Annotated in this window: 6 protein-coding genes; 1 reads left to right on the top strand and 5 read right to left on the bottom strand. The window is 37.0% G+C overall.

The genetic code is table 11. The features are described 5' to 3' along the window. Positions 1-324: 324 nt before the first annotated feature. The 4 genes from C8P67_RS20505 to C8P67_RS20490 all read right to left on the bottom strand — a co-directional run bounded on the left by C8P67_RS20505 (position 325) and on the right by C8P67_RS20490 (position 18,596). Entirely contained in the window at positions 325-5,196 is a 4,872-nt protein-coding gene (locus C8P67_RS20505; protein ID WP_115815063.1) for a LamG-like jellyroll fold domain-containing protein, read from the bottom strand. A 436-nt stretch (positions 5,197-5,632) separates the two neighbouring features. After that, positions 5,633-10,021, bottom strand: coding sequence for an Ig-like domain-containing protein (locus C8P67_RS20500; protein ID WP_211319944.1), 4,389 nt, complete (start codon positions 10,019-10,021; stop codon positions 5,633-5,635). Positions 10,022-10,461: 440 nt separating this feature from the next. Next, complete coding sequence (locus C8P67_RS20495) at positions 10,462-16,716, bottom strand: YDG domain-containing protein (RefSeq protein ID WP_115815061.1); 6,255 nt, start codon at positions 16,714-16,716, stop codon at positions 10,462-10,464. Between the two features lie 575 nt (positions 16,717-17,291). Beyond that, positions 17,292-18,596 (bottom strand): T9SS sorting signal type C domain-containing protein, encoded by a 1,305-nt coding sequence (locus C8P67_RS20490; protein WP_115815060.1) that lies wholly within the window; start codon positions 18,594-18,596, stop codon positions 17,292-17,294. Between the two features lie 368 nt (positions 18,597-18,964). Between C8P67_RS20490 and C8P67_RS20485 the strand changes: the two genes are divergently transcribed. Next, a complete protein-coding gene (locus C8P67_RS20485; RefSeq protein WP_115815073.1) occupies positions 18,965-19,453 on the top strand; it encodes a regulatory protein RecX in 489 nt (162 codons plus the stop codon). A 94-nt stretch (positions 19,454-19,547) separates the two neighbouring features. Here the strand turns inward: C8P67_RS20485 and C8P67_RS20480 are convergent, their stop codons facing one another. Further along, positions 19,548-20,702 carry a beta-ketoacyl synthase N-terminal-like domain-containing protein gene (locus tag C8P67_RS20480; RefSeq protein WP_115815059.1) on the bottom strand — a complete coding sequence of 385 codons (1,155 nt, stop codon included), beginning with the start codon at positions 20,700-20,702 and terminating at the stop codon, positions 19,548-19,550. Positions 20,703-20,758 lie beyond the last annotated feature (56 nt).

The following is a 20,758-nucleotide window of genomic DNA, read 5'->3' as shown; positions in this document are numbered from 1 at the left end:
ATAATTTTGACCCCGCTGCAAACCAATATGAGTTACGTGTTCAATTTACCTAATTGAATACATAATAATCATGAAATCTAATCAGAATGATATTTAGGGCCTTAGGTTATAATTTGTTTTTTTCTAATGACCCTGAAATATAATCAGTTGGTATTGTCACCAGGAATTGGTACAAATATAGATAATTAAATGCCAACGGTTTGTCGATAAACGGAAAATTTTAATAGTCATTCACATCTGAAACGTAAAATTTGTAATTATTTTATATGAAAATCCCATTCTGAAACAGAATGGGACAATAAAAATTATTTAAGGTCATTTTGCTCAGTCATGAAAAACTATTTTTTCACTGACCGTTTTTCCATTTTCCAACTTAGTCATGACTATCAATACTTGATCACTGGACATTAAATGATCGATAATCACTTCATTTTTATCTAATTTATTTTTTTCATAAAGAAGACTTCCTTTCAAATCATATACTGTTACCGAAGAGATAGTCTGCTCAAAAGAATTAATTTTTATCTGGTGATTCTTTACCGAAACTACAACACCTTTGCCATTTTTATCAAAATCCCCGGTACCCAATGAGCTTTCAGTATAACGCAATACAAAACGATCATTAAATGTTCCTATGGCAGTGGTAAAAGAATATTTCCCATTCTTTAAATTATGAAGAATCTTGGCCGTCTTATCTTCTAAATAAACCGTTTGATTGGTCAAAGCACCATCAGCATTTTCAATACCAATTTGAAACACTCCAGCTATAGTAGTTTTGTAACCCAATGGAACTTCATCGCTTGTATCAAAAGGCAATCCACGCCCCTGAATAGCATAATTTTCTAAATTATTTATACTGTAAAAATCTACATACTTATTCCCATTAAGACTTTTACCATCATAAAGATTATCAAAATCATTAGTAGCTCCTGTTACATAACCGACCAATAATTGCTTAAAAGCGCCGCCATCATTGGTTAAATTCAGCCAGATCCTGTTTTTTTCTATCGATTCTGATTTCTTACTATCTGTCTGTTTAAAAAATTGGCTATTACTTCCAGGAGTCTGTATTCTCATTGAATTAGTAAACACAAAATTTCCGCTATTTTTACTAAGAACAACAAAGGACTGGCCAGCAGCAATATTACCAGAAGGTATAGCTCCATCTCCAATTCCATCTCCATTTGTATCTGTGCTTTTTGCCGCTTCTGCAGTAGCTGTTCCTCCCGTAAAATTATAAGATGCATAATCATCTGAATCATACTCGTATTGAGTTCCAGCACCATTCAATGCTCTAGCCGTATTGTGAGTCCAGAAATATAAAGCGCCATTAATTACAGAAGAATTATCACTAATAAATGAATTGGCACTTATTGCAGAAGGATATGGGTTTCCTATCAAATTACCTTTTAAGTTTCCCTGCGCAACAATCGAAACAGAACCATTATTTGGCGTTCCGATAAACTGAACCTTTTGAGTAGTGGTATATCTTGGAACCATTGCTATATAACCTTTTCCAGCAGTCATTACAGAACCAGCACTCTCAGGAACCCAATTGTCATTAGCAAAACTCCAATATTTATCGCTGCTAGGAGACAAAAGTCCCAATGTTTGACCAATCACTGGAGAACTCCAGTATACATAATCAAAATCTTTTATTGGAGAAGTATTGCGTTTATAAGTAATATTTCCTGAGTTGATCACAGTATTATTTCCCTGAACTAAACTGGAATTGTTTTCAAATACTACATTAGTAGAAGTATTAATATCAATAGCCTGATCTACAAAGAATACAACTCCAGAATTAACAATAACTGAACCTGAATTAATTTGACAAGAACACATATTCATATCCGCCGAAACCGTAAAAACATCACTCGACGATCCATTAAAAACAACTCTTTTTAAAAGAGTGGGTGATCCAGTAGACCATACCGTACCATTCCAAGTTGTTGTAGAAATTGGATCTGGATTGACAGTAATATTTGCAGAATTTGCAGAAAAACAAACATTTTCTGTAACCGCCACCGTATAATTTCCTGGAAGTAAATTTGGAATAGTTATTGTATTTCCAGTACCAGAATATAATTCCCCGGAACTAAACTTTAATGACCAGTCTCCCGCTGGCAGGCCACTAAGTACAACACTTGCTGTTGGAAAAGCACAGGTAATCTGCTGTATTGCCCCTACGACTGGTGCCGTTGGACCTGTATTAATTAATACCGAAATTACATTTGAAGGTGTCGCCATACTGCAGGCAGCATTCGAAGATCTTACTCTATAATAATAAGTAAATCCAGAAGCTAACGAACTAATCACAAGCGAAGTAACATTTCCAACGGCTAGGTTATTATATCCTGTCACAAATGTACTAAATGACGAATTTGTAGACACATCCAAATGATAAGCTGTTGCTCCTGTAACTGCATTCCAATTTGCCGTAAATCCGTTACAAAGTAAATCGGTTGCTACCACAGCGGTTGGTGCATTTATTTGCAGAGTTGCATAGGTAATTGTATTTGAATAAGCACTTACACCACAGCTACTTTGCTTGCTGACTCTATAATAAATATCTCCAGGAGGCACCCCTGTGACTACATAATTAGTGACATTCCCAACATTCAGATTATTAAATCCAGCAACAAAATTTGTAAAACCACTATCTGTAGCCACATCAAGAAAATAATTTAATGCACCGGTAGATGCTCCCCAGTTGGCAGTAAAAGTATTTGTACAATTTGCATTTGTTCCAGCTGTTGCAGTGACAGCAGGTTCAGATCCAACTACAAAAGTCGTGCTATTCGGACTGCTTACCCCTATTAAAGATACCGTAACCTTATAATTCCCAGGAGACAGTCCTGTTAAATTTTTGGAAGTAGAAAAAACAGCACCCCCATTTTTTTGCCAGCTGTAGTTATATGGATCTATCCATTCTGGAGAATTTTGAAAACTTCCATTATTGCCGGATGGATGGGAAAACACTGTTGTTCCAGATCCAATTAAAAAATTATAACCTGCTATAATGCCCGTTTCGAACCCTGAATAAGTTGTAGGCCCTATAGCTAAAGAAGATATGCCTTGAGCTGAAAGCGCCGTATTATATAATCCAAATTTTAGAACTTGACCAGTGAATGAATTACCAGTGGCATTATAAACACCGCTTCCTATTTTGGCACTAAAAGCAGAAGTACCATAATTCACAGTATTTACGACTCCTCCAGTTACAGCTACACTAACCCCGTTTAGATATATTTTAATATTTGCCCCATTTCCTACAACAGCTATATGGCGCCAAGTGCCATCCCCAAAAGAAGCGGGTACCGCTGCTGTCACTACTCCGGTTGCTGAAGTCCAAAGCTCGAGTGTTGTCGAATTTGCAAACCCAAACTCAATAGCGTCATTTTGCCCGAATAAACTCATCCTCCCAGTAATATCCGCAACATTAAATTTTATCCAGCCCTCGATCGTAAAAGCACTTCTATTTGAAAGCAGAGGACTTCCCAAATCAATATAATCATTGTCTGCTGCAATAAATTTTACTGCATTATTCATATTAGTTATTGTAATTGTCCCATCACTTCCTGTTGCACACGAAGCCTGTGTAACTGTCGCTGTAGGAACTGGTAACAATGGAAAAATAGTCATTAACGCAGACGTATTATTACAGCTCGCTAAACTATAAACTATAGTGTATGTCCCTCCGGCACTTGCAGCTAAATTAACTTCACCCGTTGAAGAATTTATACTTAGACCAACAGGTGTTGCTGAATAAGTTCCGCCCGTTGCACCTGTTTGTGTTACCGCCACTTTTCCTATTGCTATATACGCGTTGCCGGGATAGGTTATAGTAGGTGGGGGAGTAAATCGATACATTTGGCCAGAAGCAGGTTTTGCAGCAATTGCGGTCGTAAATACTGACGATTGAACAGTCGGACTTGAACTCGAATTGTTCAGAGTTAAATAATTACCGCTTGCATCATATATTCCAATGGTCGCTGATGCCGCATTTAAAGAACCGGACCCTTGATTATAATAATATTCAATTCTATTTGAACTCTCATACAGCCATATTTGAAAAGATATCTGGTCTCCATTTGCTTGATAATTCCACCGCTGTTTATACCACTCCATTTTAAATATCCTGTTTGGAGCAGTACCAACTGTAATGTATCTAGGTTTTACACTGCATTTCATATCATCCCATAGAGGCATTAAAATTGGTTTTGAAGCTGTTGCATTAGCTTCAGTATTTGTATAATCCTGAGAAGCGGTAACAGACGCTGAACCAAAACTAAGCCAGCCGTTACTCGAAACCCGCAACTCTGAATAAACATTGTTCCCAAAAGTAAAAGGAAATTGCAGTGTTATTGGATCTGAGATATCATCGTCTGCAGATGCACTTATACCTGCAACATCTGTTGTTCCAGTTAAAATTGTATATGTCGATGCCGACGCTGCAAAACAGTATTTGCTTGCCTCAAGGCCGCTTGCAAGTGGCGGCGTAAATCTATAAATTTGTCCAGATGCTGGCTTTGTGGCAATGTTATCTGTAAAAACATTATAATTTGCAGTTGGATTCGCGCCGGAATTAGAAAGTGTCAAATATTTTCCATTTCCATCAAAAATCCCAATCGAAGCGCCGCTGGAAGTGTTTGAAACAGTAGCAGCTCCTTGATTGTATAAAAATTCAATAACATTTGTTGTTTCAAAAAACCAAATTTGAAACGATACCGTATCTCCAGAAGATTGGGCATTCCATTTTTGCTGGCTCCATTCTACTTTAAATCTCCTGTGAGGAAAAATCCCCGTAGTTACATACCTTGGTTTTACAGTACACATCAAATCATCCCATAAAGGAAACAACATAGGCTTTGCAATACCTGCATTTACTGCAGTATTTGTGTTGTTTTGAACATCGGTAATTGTAGGTGTTCCAAAACTTAACCATCCATTAGGTGAAACTCTTATCGTAGAATAAACAGTTCCTGCAAAAGTAACTGCAAACGGCAGACTTATAGAATTAGAAACTCCTGCATCTGCTGTTGCCGACAATGAAGTATCCACAACTCCAGGGACTCCCGTAAGCGAAATATACTCTCCTTGTATTGCTGTAAAAGCATAACTGCTTGCTGCCTGACCAAAAGACAATTGGGAGATCCAAAAAAACCCAATAAGCATATGTAGACAATTTTTCATTTTGAATTTATGTTAAGAATTATACCTCTATTAACTATCTGTCCAGCCTAATTGATTGTTTTTTGAATTACAAACAAATTTTTACGCCTACATAAAGCTAATAAATGAAATTCAATAAATCGGATAAAAGCATATTTTATCGATTAAATACATTAATTTAAAATAATACAAATGTTAATCTTACAAAAATTATAATTTCGTTTTTTTTTAAATGATGAAAATTTTGACAAGACTGGTAAACATACAATTACTCCTTTTGGATCACACATATGCAAAATAGCACCTCTAAATCAGAAGGACACTTTGCAAAATAACTTCCTGATAAGATGACATCATTTAAAGTAAGGAAAGCTATTTGCTTTAGATTTTAAAATTAGCTGAACAAAAAAACCATTCTGAAAACAGAATGGTTTTAAAAAAATTTCAGTTATGATTACTAATCGTGAAAAATAATTTCCTCACTGATCCATTTGCCATCTTCCAGTTGTACCATAACAATCATGAATTGATTACTAGAATTTAGATGGTCAACAGTAAATTCATTCTTACCAACTTTGTCCTTTTCATAAAGCAGGCTTCCTTTTAAATCGAAGATTTTTACAGAAGATAGCGAACTATCAAAAGAATTAATTTTTATCTGGCTATTTTTTACAGATACAATAACGCCTTTGCCTTTTGCATCAAAATCTCCTGTTCCTAATTTTGAAGTATTGGTATAACGCAGTATAAAACGGTCTTTAAACTCACCTTTTGCAGTCGTAAAAGAATAAGAACCTTTTGTTAAATCATGAATAACATTAGTTACTTTATCTTCTAAATATACGGTTTGATTTGTCATAAAGCCATCGGTCTTATCAATACTAATCTGCAGTGTCCCTTCAATTGTGCTTTTGTAGCCCAGCGGCACTTGATCCTCTTCATCAAATGGCAGGCCTCGTCCCTGAATACTATAGTTCTTATCCTTCATGATGCTGTAGAAATCAACATAAGTATTACTGTTGCGGGTTGTACCGTCAAATAATTTATCCGCATCATTTGTTGCACCAGTTACATAGCCTACCAATAACTGCTTGAAAGCACCTCCTTCATTGGTTAAGTTCAGCCAGATTCTATTCTTTTCTTTCTTAACCGTTTTCTTAGATTTTATCTGTTTGAAAAAAGTATTGTTTTTATCTGGATCTCCAATCCGCATTTCATTGGTAAATTTAAAAGAGCCATCTGTCTGACTGCCAACCATAAAAGACTGACCTGCTGCTATATTTCCATCAGACACGGGTCTGCCAGAATCTGCGCTCACTACTCCTGTTGCATTAATGAAACTATAATCTTTCGCCTCATATACATATTGATTGCCGTTTAGATCCCTTGGAGTGTAGTGTGTCCAGAAAGCCAGCATAGGACTATCCACGAGTAAATCTACATTCTCAACCATAAAATCTTCAGCATCTATCGCAGAAGGATATGGATTTCCTATTAGATTGCTCTTAAGAGCTCCTTGCGTATCAATTGTAACATCGCCGTTAGTAGGTGTTCCGATAAAATTTACCGTTTGCGAAGTAACATATCTAGGAACTCGGGCAATATATCCTTTTCCTTCAATCATTGTCTCGCCAGCAGTAGCTGTTGTCCAGTAATCGCCAAGCCAGCTCCAGTATAAATCACTCTGGGGAGATAAAACACCAAGCTTCTGGCCTGCTACTGGCGAACTCCAATAAACATAATCAAAGTCTTTTATGGATGTTGCAGTACGCTTGTAAATAATACTGCCCGTATTTACGTTTTTTGCATCATTATTCTGGATTAAACTTGCACCGTTTTCGAAAGTTAGAGTTCCATCAAGCACAGGAGCTATTCCAGTTTCCACATGTACGCCGTTCTCAACAGTTAAAACTTTACCGCCAGCAATTGTAATATTTACTCCTGCTTTTACAGTGCAGGAACACGCATTTATTGAACCCGAAATAGTATAATCTCCTTCAAAGACAACAATATCATCTAAGGTAGGAACACTACTCGGTGTTGTACCAATATACCATCCAAGTCCTGAACCAATATCCTTCCATGTCTTAGTAACAGCATCCATAGTCACATTAGCTGATGCAGAACCTCCAAATTGGTCAGTAATAGTAAATGTATATGTACCTGCAGACAAACTTCCAACTGTTCTTGTAGCTCCAGATTCATGATAAAAACTGACTGCTCCATCTTTTACTACAGTAAGAGTCCAATTTCCAGAAGGCAAATTATTCAATGTTACGTTCCCTAAAGTACCGCACTTAATTGGTGTAGAATTGGCGTTTAGAGCTGGAAGCGGAATTGAACTTAAGGTTATTAACGAAGAACTTGAGCAAAGGCTATTCACCATAACTGTAACAGAACCTCCTTGGGGGTTAGTTCCTGTTGTAACAATTATTTGGTTGGTTCCATCACCACTTACAATACTCCACCCAGAAGGGACAATCCAAGAATAAGCAGCTCCAGCAACAGCATCAATACTAAAAACAGCATTTGAATTTGGAGAATATGTAGTACCAAGAGATGGAATAGGTAAACCGTTTAGTGATATAACTCCAGAATTGGACTTAACGTTTAAATTTACAGTAATACCAGTAACACTCTTAGTACAGCTAGGAGAAGTGCTCGTAGTAGCCACTCCTGTTATTTCCAGTGTTTTATTATTGTCAGCAGTTATTAAATTTCCTGTATTAAAACTAGCTGCTCCAGAAGGATCAGCAACAACTCCTGTCGCAGTTTGAACACTTCCGCTATTAATAGTATAGCTAATGGTCGATGTACTGCCTGCCAGTAATCCAGTTAAATTTATAGTTGCCGGCGATCCTTCACAGGCAAACATTGGTTGTGTGGCTGCTGTTATGGTTGGGGTGGGGTTAACTACTGTAGTAATTGTATTTGATGTTGCTGTAGAAGAAGAAACACAAATTGCCGTTGGTGTCAATACACAACGAATAATATCTGTACTAACAAAGTCTGTTCCTGCAACACCTGTATAGGTGGCAGAAGTTGCTCCGCCAATATTTGTCCCGTTTTTAGTCCATTGATAAGTTGGTGTTCCTCCATTAGTTGGTGTAGCTGTAAAGGTCACGGAACTTCCGCTGCATGACGGATTTGATCCGCTTGTAATAGCAATAGCAACAGAAGGTGTAGCGTTGGCAGTTACAGTCATAGTTATACCTGAACTGGTTGCCGTAGATGGAGAAACACAAATTGCCGTTGGGGTCAATACACAACGAATAATATCTGTACTAACAAAGTCTGTTCCTGCAACACCTGTATAGGTGGCAAAAGTTGCTCCGCCAATATTTGTCCCGTTTTTAGTCCATTGATAAGTTGGTGTTCCTCCATTAGTTGGTGTAGCTGTAAAGGTTACGGAACTTCCGCTGCATGACGGATTTGATCCGCTTGTAATAGCAATAGCAACAGAAGGTGTAACACTGGCAGTTAAGGTTACAGTTACATCAAATCTCGAAGTACTCTCACAGCCGTTTACCGTTTGAGTGGCAAAATAATGTGTACCGCTTACCAATGCTGTAGTTGATGCTAATGCACTTCCGCTGCTTGATGCAGCATACCATTTAATCGCAGTTCCTGTTGCCGATAAGTTTGCAACAGTTGGAGATGCTCCTGAACAAAAGGATTGAGATGCTGTTCCTGTAGGCACTGTCGGCGCTGCATTGACAGTTACAGTAACTATTGCAGAATTTCCAGCACCACAAGTGCCTCCTGTCACTACTGCTCTGAAATATTTAGTTGCGTTTAAAGTTCCTACTTGAGCTATAGTCAAAGTTTTTGAATTCGTTCCTAAATTGATGACGTTAGCTGTAAAGGCAGCATTATCTGCCCTTTTCCATTGAATAGTTCCTGTTGCACTTTCAATTGTAATGTCGCTTGTAATATTATTACCAGTACAAATTGATTGATCTGCAGAAATTGCACCCACAGCACCAACTGTGATTTTTTTAATTGAAATTTTATCTACGCAACCAGCTTGTTTAACTGTATAAATTACATCAGCTGTTCCTGATGCAATTGCTGTAGCTCTACCATTTCCACTATTACCACTAACAAAACCAATTGTTAAAACACTGGGATTAGAAGAAGACCAAGACCCTCCCGTGGACCATCCAGTAGACCAAAAATCCATAGTGTCATTTATACAAAAAGTTGAGAAATTACTATAAACTGTACCAGCAGAAGCATCACAGTTTACACCCCCATATATTACTTCATTCATGTAATTAATTAACTGCCAATCTGTTGGCTTAGTGCCGGCTGGTTGAGCATTTGAAGTACCCGTTACTGAAACTACTGCATAGGGATTAACTGGATAAACATATCCATTACCACTACCTGTAATTGCAGCTGTTACATTCCCTCCAACTATAATATTTCCATTTTGTTGTAAGCTCGTACCTGAGGTAATAAAATCACCTTTAATTACAACTGTACTTTTCCAAAAATTAGCAGTTCCTTGATTTGTAAAATTACCAAAAACTTTAATTATTGCGCTGTCATTATTACCAGTTCCAGCATTAAACTGTCCACCGCTATTAACCAAAACACTTCCATTAACTGTTAATATTATATTATTTAGTATTGTTAAAACACCACCGCTTTGTACGGTTACATTATTTACAGTTCTATTTGTCCTAACAGTAATTGTCGTCCCATTAGCAATAACCACATCATCTGATGCAGTTGGCACAACACCTCCTGCCCAAGAGCCTCCTAAGTCCCAAAATCCTCCACTTCCTGTACTAGTTATTGTCGCTCCAAACCCAATAGTTTGTACGAGCAAAAAAAACATAAAAATTATTAAAACTTTAGAGGTAAGTATAGTTCTATTCATATGGATACAAATTATTTGTGGTATTATAATAGATACGAGAAAAAATCTATTTTGGATTTAAAATATATTTCAAATTCAAAAACACGTACTTTTACGTGTCAAAATTAGACAATAAAAGTTATATTATAAAATAATTTAGTGAATTTACTTGATTTGCAGATAAATAGCCATAAAGCAATCATTTTGTAATTTTATATCTACAAATTTATAATTCCAATAAAAGTCTTTTACAGCTATATACCTGACCAAAAAGCCATGCATAGAAAAGACAAACACAGTTCTAAATAAATAAAATATTTAACATTTAGATACTGCTAATAATTATAGTCTAACTAATATAATAAAAAAATTCCATTCTGACAAACAGAATGGAATTCTAAAAAATTTATTATTATTTGTTAGTCGTGAAAAATTATTTCTTCAGTAACCCATTTACCATCTTCCAATTGTACAGTAACAATCATGAACTGATTGCTCGATACGAAATGATCTACAATAAATTCGTTCTTGTTCACTTTGTTTTTCTCATACAGCAGGCTGCCTTTCAGATCATAAATTTTTACCGAAGACAATGCTTTATCAAATGAATTAATTTTTATCTGGGCATTTTTTACCGATACAATAACGCCTTTCCCTTTTGAATCAAAATCTCCTGTTCCCAATTTAGTATCAGTATAACGTAGCACAAAGCGATCTTTAAACTCTCCTTTCGAAGTCACAAAAGAATAAGAGCCTTTTGTTAAATCATGAATAAGATTAGCCGTTTTATCTTCTAAATATACCGCTTGATTTGCCAGAAAGCCATCTGTTTTATCAATACTAATCTGCAGTGTACCTTCAATAGTGCTTTTGTAGCCCAGTGGGACTTCATCAGTTTCATCAAATGGCAAACCTCGACCTTGAATAGTATATTTCTTTTCATTCATTACACTATAAAAGTCAACATAAGCGTTACTATTACGGCTTGTCCCGTCAAATAATTTATCTTCATCATTTGTTGCTCCCGCGATGTAACCTACTAATAATTGCTTGAATGCACCTCCGGAATTGGTTAAATTCAGCCAAATCCTGTTCTTTTCTATCTCAGCAGTTTTCTTGGCATTTGTCTGTTTGAAAAAATGACTGTTTTTACCATCATCACCAATCCGCATTGAGTTCGTAAATTTAAAAACATTCTTATTGGCTGTCTCGCTGGTTACCATAAAAGACTGTCCTGCTGCGACCTTCCCATCTGGTGCAGATCCGCCAGACGCCGATCCAATATTTGTTGGTTCTGTTCCTGTGCCTCCTGATATGTTAAAGAAAGCATAATCATCTGATTCATACTCATATTGAGTTTCAGATCCATTTAATTTTCTCTTTGTCGTATGTGTCCAGAAAGCGAGCATTCCTCCAAATGGAATTATAGATTGATTATCAAGCATAAATTTCTCTGCATTTATCGCAGAAGGATATGGATTTCCTATTAAATTACTCTTATTATTTCCCTGTGCGACTATTGTAATATCTCCGTTATTTGGTGTCCCGATAAATTTAACCGTTTGAGAAGTCACATATCTAGGGACGAGGGCAATATATCCATTCCCTTCGATCATTGTATCGCCAGCTGCAGCTGCAATCCAATAATAATTAGACCAGCTCCAATATTTTTCACTTAGTGGAGATAAAACACCAAGCTTTTGCCCTGCTACGGGAGAACTCCAGTACACATAATCAAAGTCTTTTACCGCAGATGTGGTACGTTCGTAAACAATTTTCAATGTACTTGGATTCGGATTTTCATTTTTCTGAATCAAGCTTGCTCCATTTTTAAATGTAAGAGTTCCATCCACATTCAGATCATTTACGACAGTTAGAACTTTTCCAGAAGGAATTATTACATCTCTTCCCGAATTTATAGTACAAGAACAGGAATTTACGGAGACTGCCTCACTATAATCTGCATTAAAAATAACAAAATCGTTTAATGTTGGTGTGCCTGCAGACCAGCCCAAAGCTGTGCCGTTCCAAGTATTTGTTGACTGTGGCACTATTGTAACTGAATTACTTCTAGCTGAATAACATCCAGAATTTATTTGAAAAGTTACCACATAATCCCCGACTGCAAGCCCCGTAAAAGTTCCGCCGGAATTTTGAGCCACCGTAACCTCAGGAATAACATCCGTTTTTATAAGTGTATAAGTCAGCGTTCCAATTACAGAAGGAGAAGGTAGTGATGCAGTCACAGTTCCTGTAGGTATGGCACAAGTTGGATCTATTTTTGAAATTGTTATCGTAGAAGAAGGCGCAATTGAGGTTAAGTTAACTTTTATATGACTTGGACAAAACATACTACCAGATATATTAGCGGCCGTTACAAAAACATCACCACTTTGTGCATTAGTGCCCGTTATCACCTTTAATTTAGGAACGGCAGTACTAATTAGTCCTGTAATTACATTACCGCTTTCATCTTTCCAGCCTGCAGGAACTACCCAAACATAACTTGTGGCTGCTGATACCGGTAATATGCTAAAAGTCGCCAGATTAGTTGGGCAATAGTCAACAAAACCATTGGTTACAATTGGCGTTCCTCCATTTAACGAAATACTTCCAGAATCGGAATTTACATGAAGTTTAACCTGATCCGAAGTGACTGATGGCGCACAAGTTCCGCTTACAATACAGCGGTACTGATAGTTATTCATCCCTATAGCAGCTGCTGTGATGTTCATAGTAGCTGCTGTTACATTTGAATATACACCACTATTGGAAAGATTATTGAAAATCCCGCCTCCATTGGTACTTAGCTGCCACTGGTACGTTAATCCAGCTCCAGAACCTGCTACGGTAAACGAAGTGCCGTCTCCCTCGCATATAGTACTATCTGTTGGGGGCTGTGCTGTAATTGACGGCAGCGCATTGACTGTTACTGTTGCGCTTTGTCCTGTAATTGTATTAGGGCAAGCAGGAGTATCTTGATATACTACGCTTACCAAATTATATATAAAAGTACCGCTAGAAGCTGTTGAAACTGCAACAGTTGAAATATTACTTGCTCCAACCCCAATATTTATTGTTTGATCCGAACCTCCATTAATTTTATAAGTAACAGTTACAGAAACCGTTTGAGGATTTGTAAAAGTAATATTAGGAGATGAAGCACCAGCACATACAGATGTTGTTCCAGTAATAGTAGCTGTTGGTATTGGTCTCACTATCAAATTAGCTCCATCATCTCCAAAAGAGCTTGTTCGTATACAAGAATTTCCATTAGAGATTGAAATCAAAGTATATGGTGTATTTATAGTTAGTGAAGCACCTTCTGGTGTAAAACTAAATGCTGATGCATTTGTGATTTCCTTTGTATATTGATTTGTACCATTACTATACGTTATAATGTAAGGTGAGGTGTAAGTACTATTGTTTTCTGCATTATAAGTTAACTGGGGACTTCCTCCCGCACAAATAGTTGTTGCCGAAAAACCATTAGATATGTTGTTGGGTAAGGCATTTATTTTTAAACTCCCTCCGACAAATGTAATTGCATAATTACTAGCAGAAAAACCAGCTCCTGTAGGGGTCGATGGTACTATATTACCTGTATATGAACCTGGCAGCTGGGTAGTTGAAGCATCATATCCTCCTATACTTGCTAAAGTCACGCTTGTTATAGTTTCTCCGCTTTGTAATCCAGTAGCCGAAAAAGCAACTCCCCCTAAAGTTAATGATGTTCCATAACATTTACTTTGATCATTAGCTGTTATAGTTAAACTTGCTGTATTAATTGTAAATGCCAAAGCTGCAGATGAAACTGCATTATAGTTGGTATCAGCAGCTACACTTGCAATAACTTGATACGTTCCTGCATTAATAGGACGTGTTAAACTTGGACCAAAACTTGTTGCACCAGTTCCTGAATAACTATATGTTACAGCTCCTGTTGACCCTGACACTGAAGAAGTTGCCGGACCTTGAACCAAACCTGAATAAGTAAAACTTGTTGAACCTGTTGCTGTAATAGTTGAGTTGGCTTTGCTAATAGTAATTGTTCCGTTAGCCGTGCTGAAACTGTAGTTTGCAGCAGTCAATGAAGTAACAACCGGAGTGATTGTCACACCCGAAGTTCCTGCAGCAGTTGTTGCTGTATAAGTTGTTGTATAAGAAGCTGAACCTCCCATAACAGCTGAAGTTTCACTATTAACAAATCCTGTCGGCGTATAACTTCCAGCTCCAGTCACAGTACCCACTGGCGTTCCGTAAGACACGGTTTGATTCCCCGGAGTGATAGTTAAAACGGCTTTGGTAATATTTCCTGTACCTGTTCCTGTCAAACTATAGTTGGATGCCAAACCTCCATTTGTTCCATCGCCTAATGTATAAGTTACCGTTGCAGTTTTCCCTGATCCAGCATTCACATCAGCATATAAACCTGCAGCAGCTGTTACTGTGACAGTTTCTGTTCCAACAAAACCAGATAATGCACCCGCTGATACTGTTCCTGAAACTGCGCTGCCATCATATACTTTTGGAGCAATCAAAGGAGCTGCAATACTTAATGCTTTCGGTGTAATAATCATAGAACCACTTAATCCCGATAGAGTGTAATTACCAGCTGCCGAACCTCCAAGAGTAAGTGCAGTCCCTGATGGAAGTACTGCCTTAAAAGTTGCTATAGCACCTGACCATCGAGACGATGTGCCAATGGTAGCTCCTGATGAATAAGCACCAGTTCCTGAGACAATTCTTTCAAGGGCATATACTCTAGCGTTATTACTAGGGGTTGTATGTGTCGATGCGTCATTAGCCACAGCGGTAAAACTATTTGTCGGCGTTCCGAATGTATAGCCACTACTTACCAAACCAATACCACCAATCAGTACCTCATTTGCTTGTGTTGTTGTAGGGGTCGTTCCTGTACTAGCAGCTATATTATTAGTAGCATTACTGCTATTACCTATAGCGTCCAACGGGCTTACCATTAATATACCGCTGTATTCCATTACAACCGCAGCAGATCTTAAACTTGCTACTTGATTAATAGTCACTAAAGTTTCTGCTCCTGATACATTTGGAGCATACCAAATTTCTGTTGTTGTTCCACCTGCATTTGCTGCTTGAGTGGCTCGTGTCCATATTGCACCTGTTTGAGTGATACTTGTAACTCTACCGGCAGTCGTTCCTCTAGTAGATATAACAGCAACCAAGGTATTTCCATTCACAGGTGCTGTAACTGTAACATTAAAAGACGTTGCACCTGTACCAGAATTTCCTACTTTACTTTGCACTCTGACAGGAATTGCAGGTGCTGAAATTGCGCGTGTTCCTACATCTTTTGCCGCTAATATACCAATGCCAGATAGTGTTAAATCATCACCAACTGCTTTATTTGAAATTGTTAAATCTGTTGATGAAGCATTGGTTGTCCCATCATACGCACGAGTTCCTGCTAAAATTACAGGCAGCTGCGTTATTGTTAGTACAACTGGTGTACGTGATGTACTAATACACCCTGTAGTTGTATTTCTTGCTTGTGCATATACTGTGTAAGTGCCAGCATTGATTCCTCCAGGTGCATATGTTGTTGTTGTTGTTGTTGTTCCTGATACAAGTGCAGATCCTCCACTTAAATTAGCATACCAATCTATTGTTTCGCCAGTATTTGCAGTTGCGGATACGGTAGTTGTATTAGCTGTTCCTGTATACGTTTTAGTGCTTCCTGTAGCTGATGTAACTGTTGGCAATGCATTTATAGAAACACTCCCATTCATAACTTTACAATTCGTAGATCCAACTATTGCAACTACTGTATACGTACCTACTATTGTTTGATTTCCGAAAGCGGTACTGGCGATAGCAGACCCTGTGCCAGCAACTAGAGTACCTACATTTGTGCCATTGCGTTGCAATTGATAACTAACTCCTATTTGAGAAGAACTAAGTCCAATTGTAGCGGTACCACCGCAAACACTAGTACCACTAATATCATAAGCCGTTGGATCAACAGAAGAAATAAGTTTAATATCATCAAGAATCCAGTCATCTCCACCAGTTGTACCGTTACATGGTGTACCCGAAGTAGCAGTAATACTTGAGGTTGCAGCTAAAAACTCAAGATCTGCGGTTGCTGCACCCGTCCATGATGGAATTGTGAGCGTTATTGTACCCGGAGTTAATTTATCTGCATCTATACCTGGTTTACCACCACCTGTACCTGTACCTGTGCCTCCTACAGTTATAGGGAATCCTGATGCTGAGTAAGTAGTTCCTGCTCCATAGACAATGATATCAGATGTAGTAATGGTAGCATTATTTGCAGGATTTGTAATTTTCATATAAGTGAAACCACCTATTTTTACATCAAGAGTAGCAAAAGTACCACACATCAATCTATCTGCATTTTGCCCCGTAATTTCAAAAGAAAGTGTTATTGCCCCACCTAGCAAACCATTAACAGTTTGTTTTAGCGATACAGTTACACCGTCTTTGTCCATATAAATTTTATCTTTAGCATAAGTAGCCTCATAATACCAGCCAGTAGTATTAGTCTGCAATGTCCAGCCAGTAGCACCTCCAGTAAAATCTCCATTTTTAACAACATTACATGACTGCCCAAACCCGCTTGTCTGCAACAATATCAACAATAAAAACGCAAAAAGTAATTTTAATCTCATATAATTGGGGGAATTATTTTATACAATAATAACCTGATTCCTCAGGCAAAAAATATCCATAACCCGAAACTCCATACGGATTCCGACTACGAATACTAGCTATAATTTAGAAAGAAAATAATGGTGCTAGCACATATACAAAAGATTTACTGAATCTTTTTTGGTGCTGTCCTGTTTGATTAAGTGATCAAACACAAACATTGTTTTTGAGAAAATACAATGATATTTATTTAGCTTATTTATCTGGGGGGATAAAAAAGCAATTACAGTAGGTAAAGTTTTACTCATACAATTGCAGGTATTTGGGGGTAAGGCTATTTATTAAAATCCAAAAAACTGTTTTTATATTTCACATATAAAACAATTCTTATTGAATTATGTTTTATCTATTCTAAATAAATTATTCTTAATACGATACAAAATTAAACAATAAAAAAATAGCAGCGCTTATCATTTTTTAAAATCGCATTCGATTTGCAATAAAAATACAGAATTAATTATATCAAAAAAGTTATAAAACAAAAAAAGCCTCATCTTGAATACACAAGATGAGGCTGATAGAATTTTTTTAATCGTTACAAAATAATTTTGTTTGTTGCTGATTTGCCGTTTTTAAGCTGTGTCTTAATTATTAAAACCTGTCTCGAGGCGCCTAAGCCAGAAATCACAAATTCATTAGTATTTATATTCTTTCTTCCAAATAATTGCTTTTGACCCATATTATAAATAAAAACCTCATTTATGGCATCCTCTTCAGAATTTATCATTATTTCATTATTATTAACAGATACTACAACCGCTTTCCCTCTATTTCCAAAGGATTTACCATTAGTTTCAATCTGATCAGCAACTTCTGGAATGGTAACAATTGGTGTCGCTACCACTGGTTCCGTTTGAATTGGCGATGGATCTTTCGGAGCTGTAACAACTGGCTCTGATGGTGCAACAGGTTCATCTGTAACTGAATCGGAAACTTCTGGAATTACTGCGATCGGCTCAGTTACAATTGGAGCAGGAACTTCTGGAACAGTTACAATTGGAGCTGGTGTTTCTGGAACTATTACAACAGGCTCAGTCACAATTGGAACAGGAACTTCTGGAACAGTTACAACAGGCTCAGTCACAATTGGAGCAGGAACTTCTGGAACGGTCACAACTGGTTCAGTAACTATTGGAGCCGGAACTTCTGGAACTGTAATAATCGGATTAGTTACATCTGGTGCAGGAGCCTCAGGAGTAATGGCTGCCGGATCAGTTTCTTCTGAAGCGATTTCATCAGGAATTATTGGCGCTACAGGAGTATTATCAATATAAAGCAACACAAAACGATCATTAAATCTTCCGACCGCTGTGGTGAAGCTATAAGGTGCAGTTTTCAAATTATGAATTACTCCAGTTGTTAAATCCTTAAGAAAAATATCCTGAGTAGCAAAAAGACCGTCAACGTGATCTATGCTAATTTGAAATGTACCTTCTATAGTTGTTCTATAACCCAATGGTACTTCATCAGTATTAACAAATGGCAGGCCTCTCCCTTGAATTGTTAAATTTTTGCCCAAATTAATACTATAAAAATCAATGTATGGATTCGAATCTATACTAATTCCATCATAAAGCTTGTCAAAACCATTTGTTGCATTTGTCACATAACCAACCAATGTTTGCTTAAAAGCTCCACCTGCATTAGTCAGATTTAACCAAATTCTGTTTTTTTCGCCCGCAAAGCTCTTTAATGTTGCCAAATTATTGCTGGCCATACCATTTAATTCAAAATTCTTAACAATGGCATTATTTGCCACAGTATTAATATTGTTCTCTTTTGAAAAAGAAACTTGTGAAATTAAAAAAAGACCACACACAAAAAGTAAAATTGTTTTCATAAGAATGGGTATTAAATTTATATTCAGTATTCGTAAAATTCATATAATAAAAACCTAAATCTGTAACTATATCAAATCTAAGAAAGGATTTTGTAAAAATAGAAGAAAAGCATATTTAATCGATGAAATACATCAATATTTTTATATTGTAGTATTTAGACTATAATAAAAGTATGAAAACGGTTTTTTAGTAATGGATTCATAATACAAATAATTAAAATACCCGTTCAAAAATTATGTTTCTCTTTTTTACATTAAACAGAAAAGAAGAACTAAAAAAATCTATAATAATTAAACCGGTCTGTTTAAAGCATTTTATTTTTAAAAAATTATTTTTGTCAAATAGAACAATACAGTTATTTACATTTATGAAAGAAGTCTACTCTATTAAAGAAGCTATTCAAAAAATTGAACATTTTTGTGCCTATCAGGAACGATGTCACGAGGAGGTAGTTTCCAAATTATGGAGTATGAAATTGAATTCGGAAGAAATAGCTGAAATTATAGTTCACCTTATTCAGGAAAACTTCCTTAATGAAGCCCGATTTGCCTGCAGTTTTGCCCGCGGAAAACACCGCATCAAACATTGGGGAAAAATCCGGATTACCAATGAATTGAAAATGCGCAATATTAATCAGACACTTATTAATATTGCCTTAAAAGAAATTGAACCCGAAGAATATATAGAAACATTTGAAAATTTAGCAGAAAGAAACTGGAATTCAATCACCGAAAAAAATGTACTTAAAAAAAGGAAGAAATTCTGCGACTATATGTTACGCCGAGGATTTGAGAGTAATTTGATTTACGATAAAGTACGGGAGCTTGAAAATGGGAATAGTAATTCCACAGATTAACGCTGATTTTAAATACAATCTGCGCAAAAAGACACTAATACTCATTGTGCTTCTCTGCTAATACTTTGTATTTTTTTTTTGAAACAGCCAGCTTTTATAAACTCAAAAGAACACTCACCGCATTGCCGCCAAACCCTACCGCATTGACCAAAACTTTACGGATTTGTTTTCTTGGTTTTTGTGCTTTAGCAAAAGGAACTCCGATGAACTGATTGTGCTGCATCATCAAAATGGCCATTTCCACACTCAAAATTCCAGATGCCCCAAAAGTATGGCCAATTTTCCATTTGTTTGTAGTAAGCATTGGCAAATCAGTTCCAAAAACTTTTTGAATCGCTTTGTATTCGGTTAAATCGCCCGCTCTTGTTCCAGGTGCATGCATCACAACAGCATCAACTTTAGACAAATCAGTATTTTCCAATGCCATTTTCATCGATTTTTGAAAACAAACCGCTTCTGCAGAGATGGAAATATTATGTTCTAAAATTTCGGTCGCATAGCCAATTCCTTCAATAAAAGCCAGAGCGTTTTCTTTCAGTCCAATTTCCAGACAGCACACTGCAGCACCTTCACCCAAAATCATTCCGTTTTGTGTTTTTTCCAAGTCGAAAGCTCTATTGGGAAATTCATCTTCACTATTTGAGTAAATTTTCAACGCCCGCATCTGACCAACGGTAAAATCGGTCAAGGGCGCTTCGCTGCCGCCCACCAAAAACTTATCAGCCATCCCTGAACGAAGCCAAGCCACGCCATTCAGCATAGCATGCAGAGCAGTTGAACAGGTAATAGAATGGGAAATCTCCGGACCGGAACTCTGCAGATCATGTGCAACCCACGAAGAAATATTTCCCAAAGTCGTCGTAGGAGAAGCAAGAGTCTGCGCTTTACCCGTTTCTAAATATTCCTGATAATGTTTTTCAAATAAATCAGTCGCACCACGGGAAGAACCAATATTGATCCCAAAAATATCATTCGCAGTCCAGCCTGCATTTTCAATCGCTTTACGAGAAGCCGCCATCGTATACAAAACCGATTTATCCAACGATTTGTATTTAATATCCGATTGTTTCAATGCCTCAACTATTGCATTTGAATTTTCATCCAGCTTGGCGACAAGTGTGTTTTTATGATCTAAAAAATGACTCGTAAAACAATGCTTTTCATTTAGATAATTTTCCCAAATAGTCTTCGGGTCATTGCCTAATGGAGAAATAGATGCTAGTGCGGTTATAGAGATAATTTGTGACAAAATATTCAGTTCTGTTTTGACCGCAAAGGTCGCAAAGTTTTATGTAAAAATAGGCA

It is taken from the genome of Flavobacterium aquicola (genome assembly GCF_003385115.1).
GTDB lineage: Bacteria > Bacteroidota > Bacteroidia > Flavobacteriales > Flavobacteriaceae > Flavobacterium > Flavobacterium aquicola.
The sequence above is the reverse complement of the archived record's forward strand: the minus strand, read 5'-3'. Positions and strand labels throughout refer to the sequence as shown.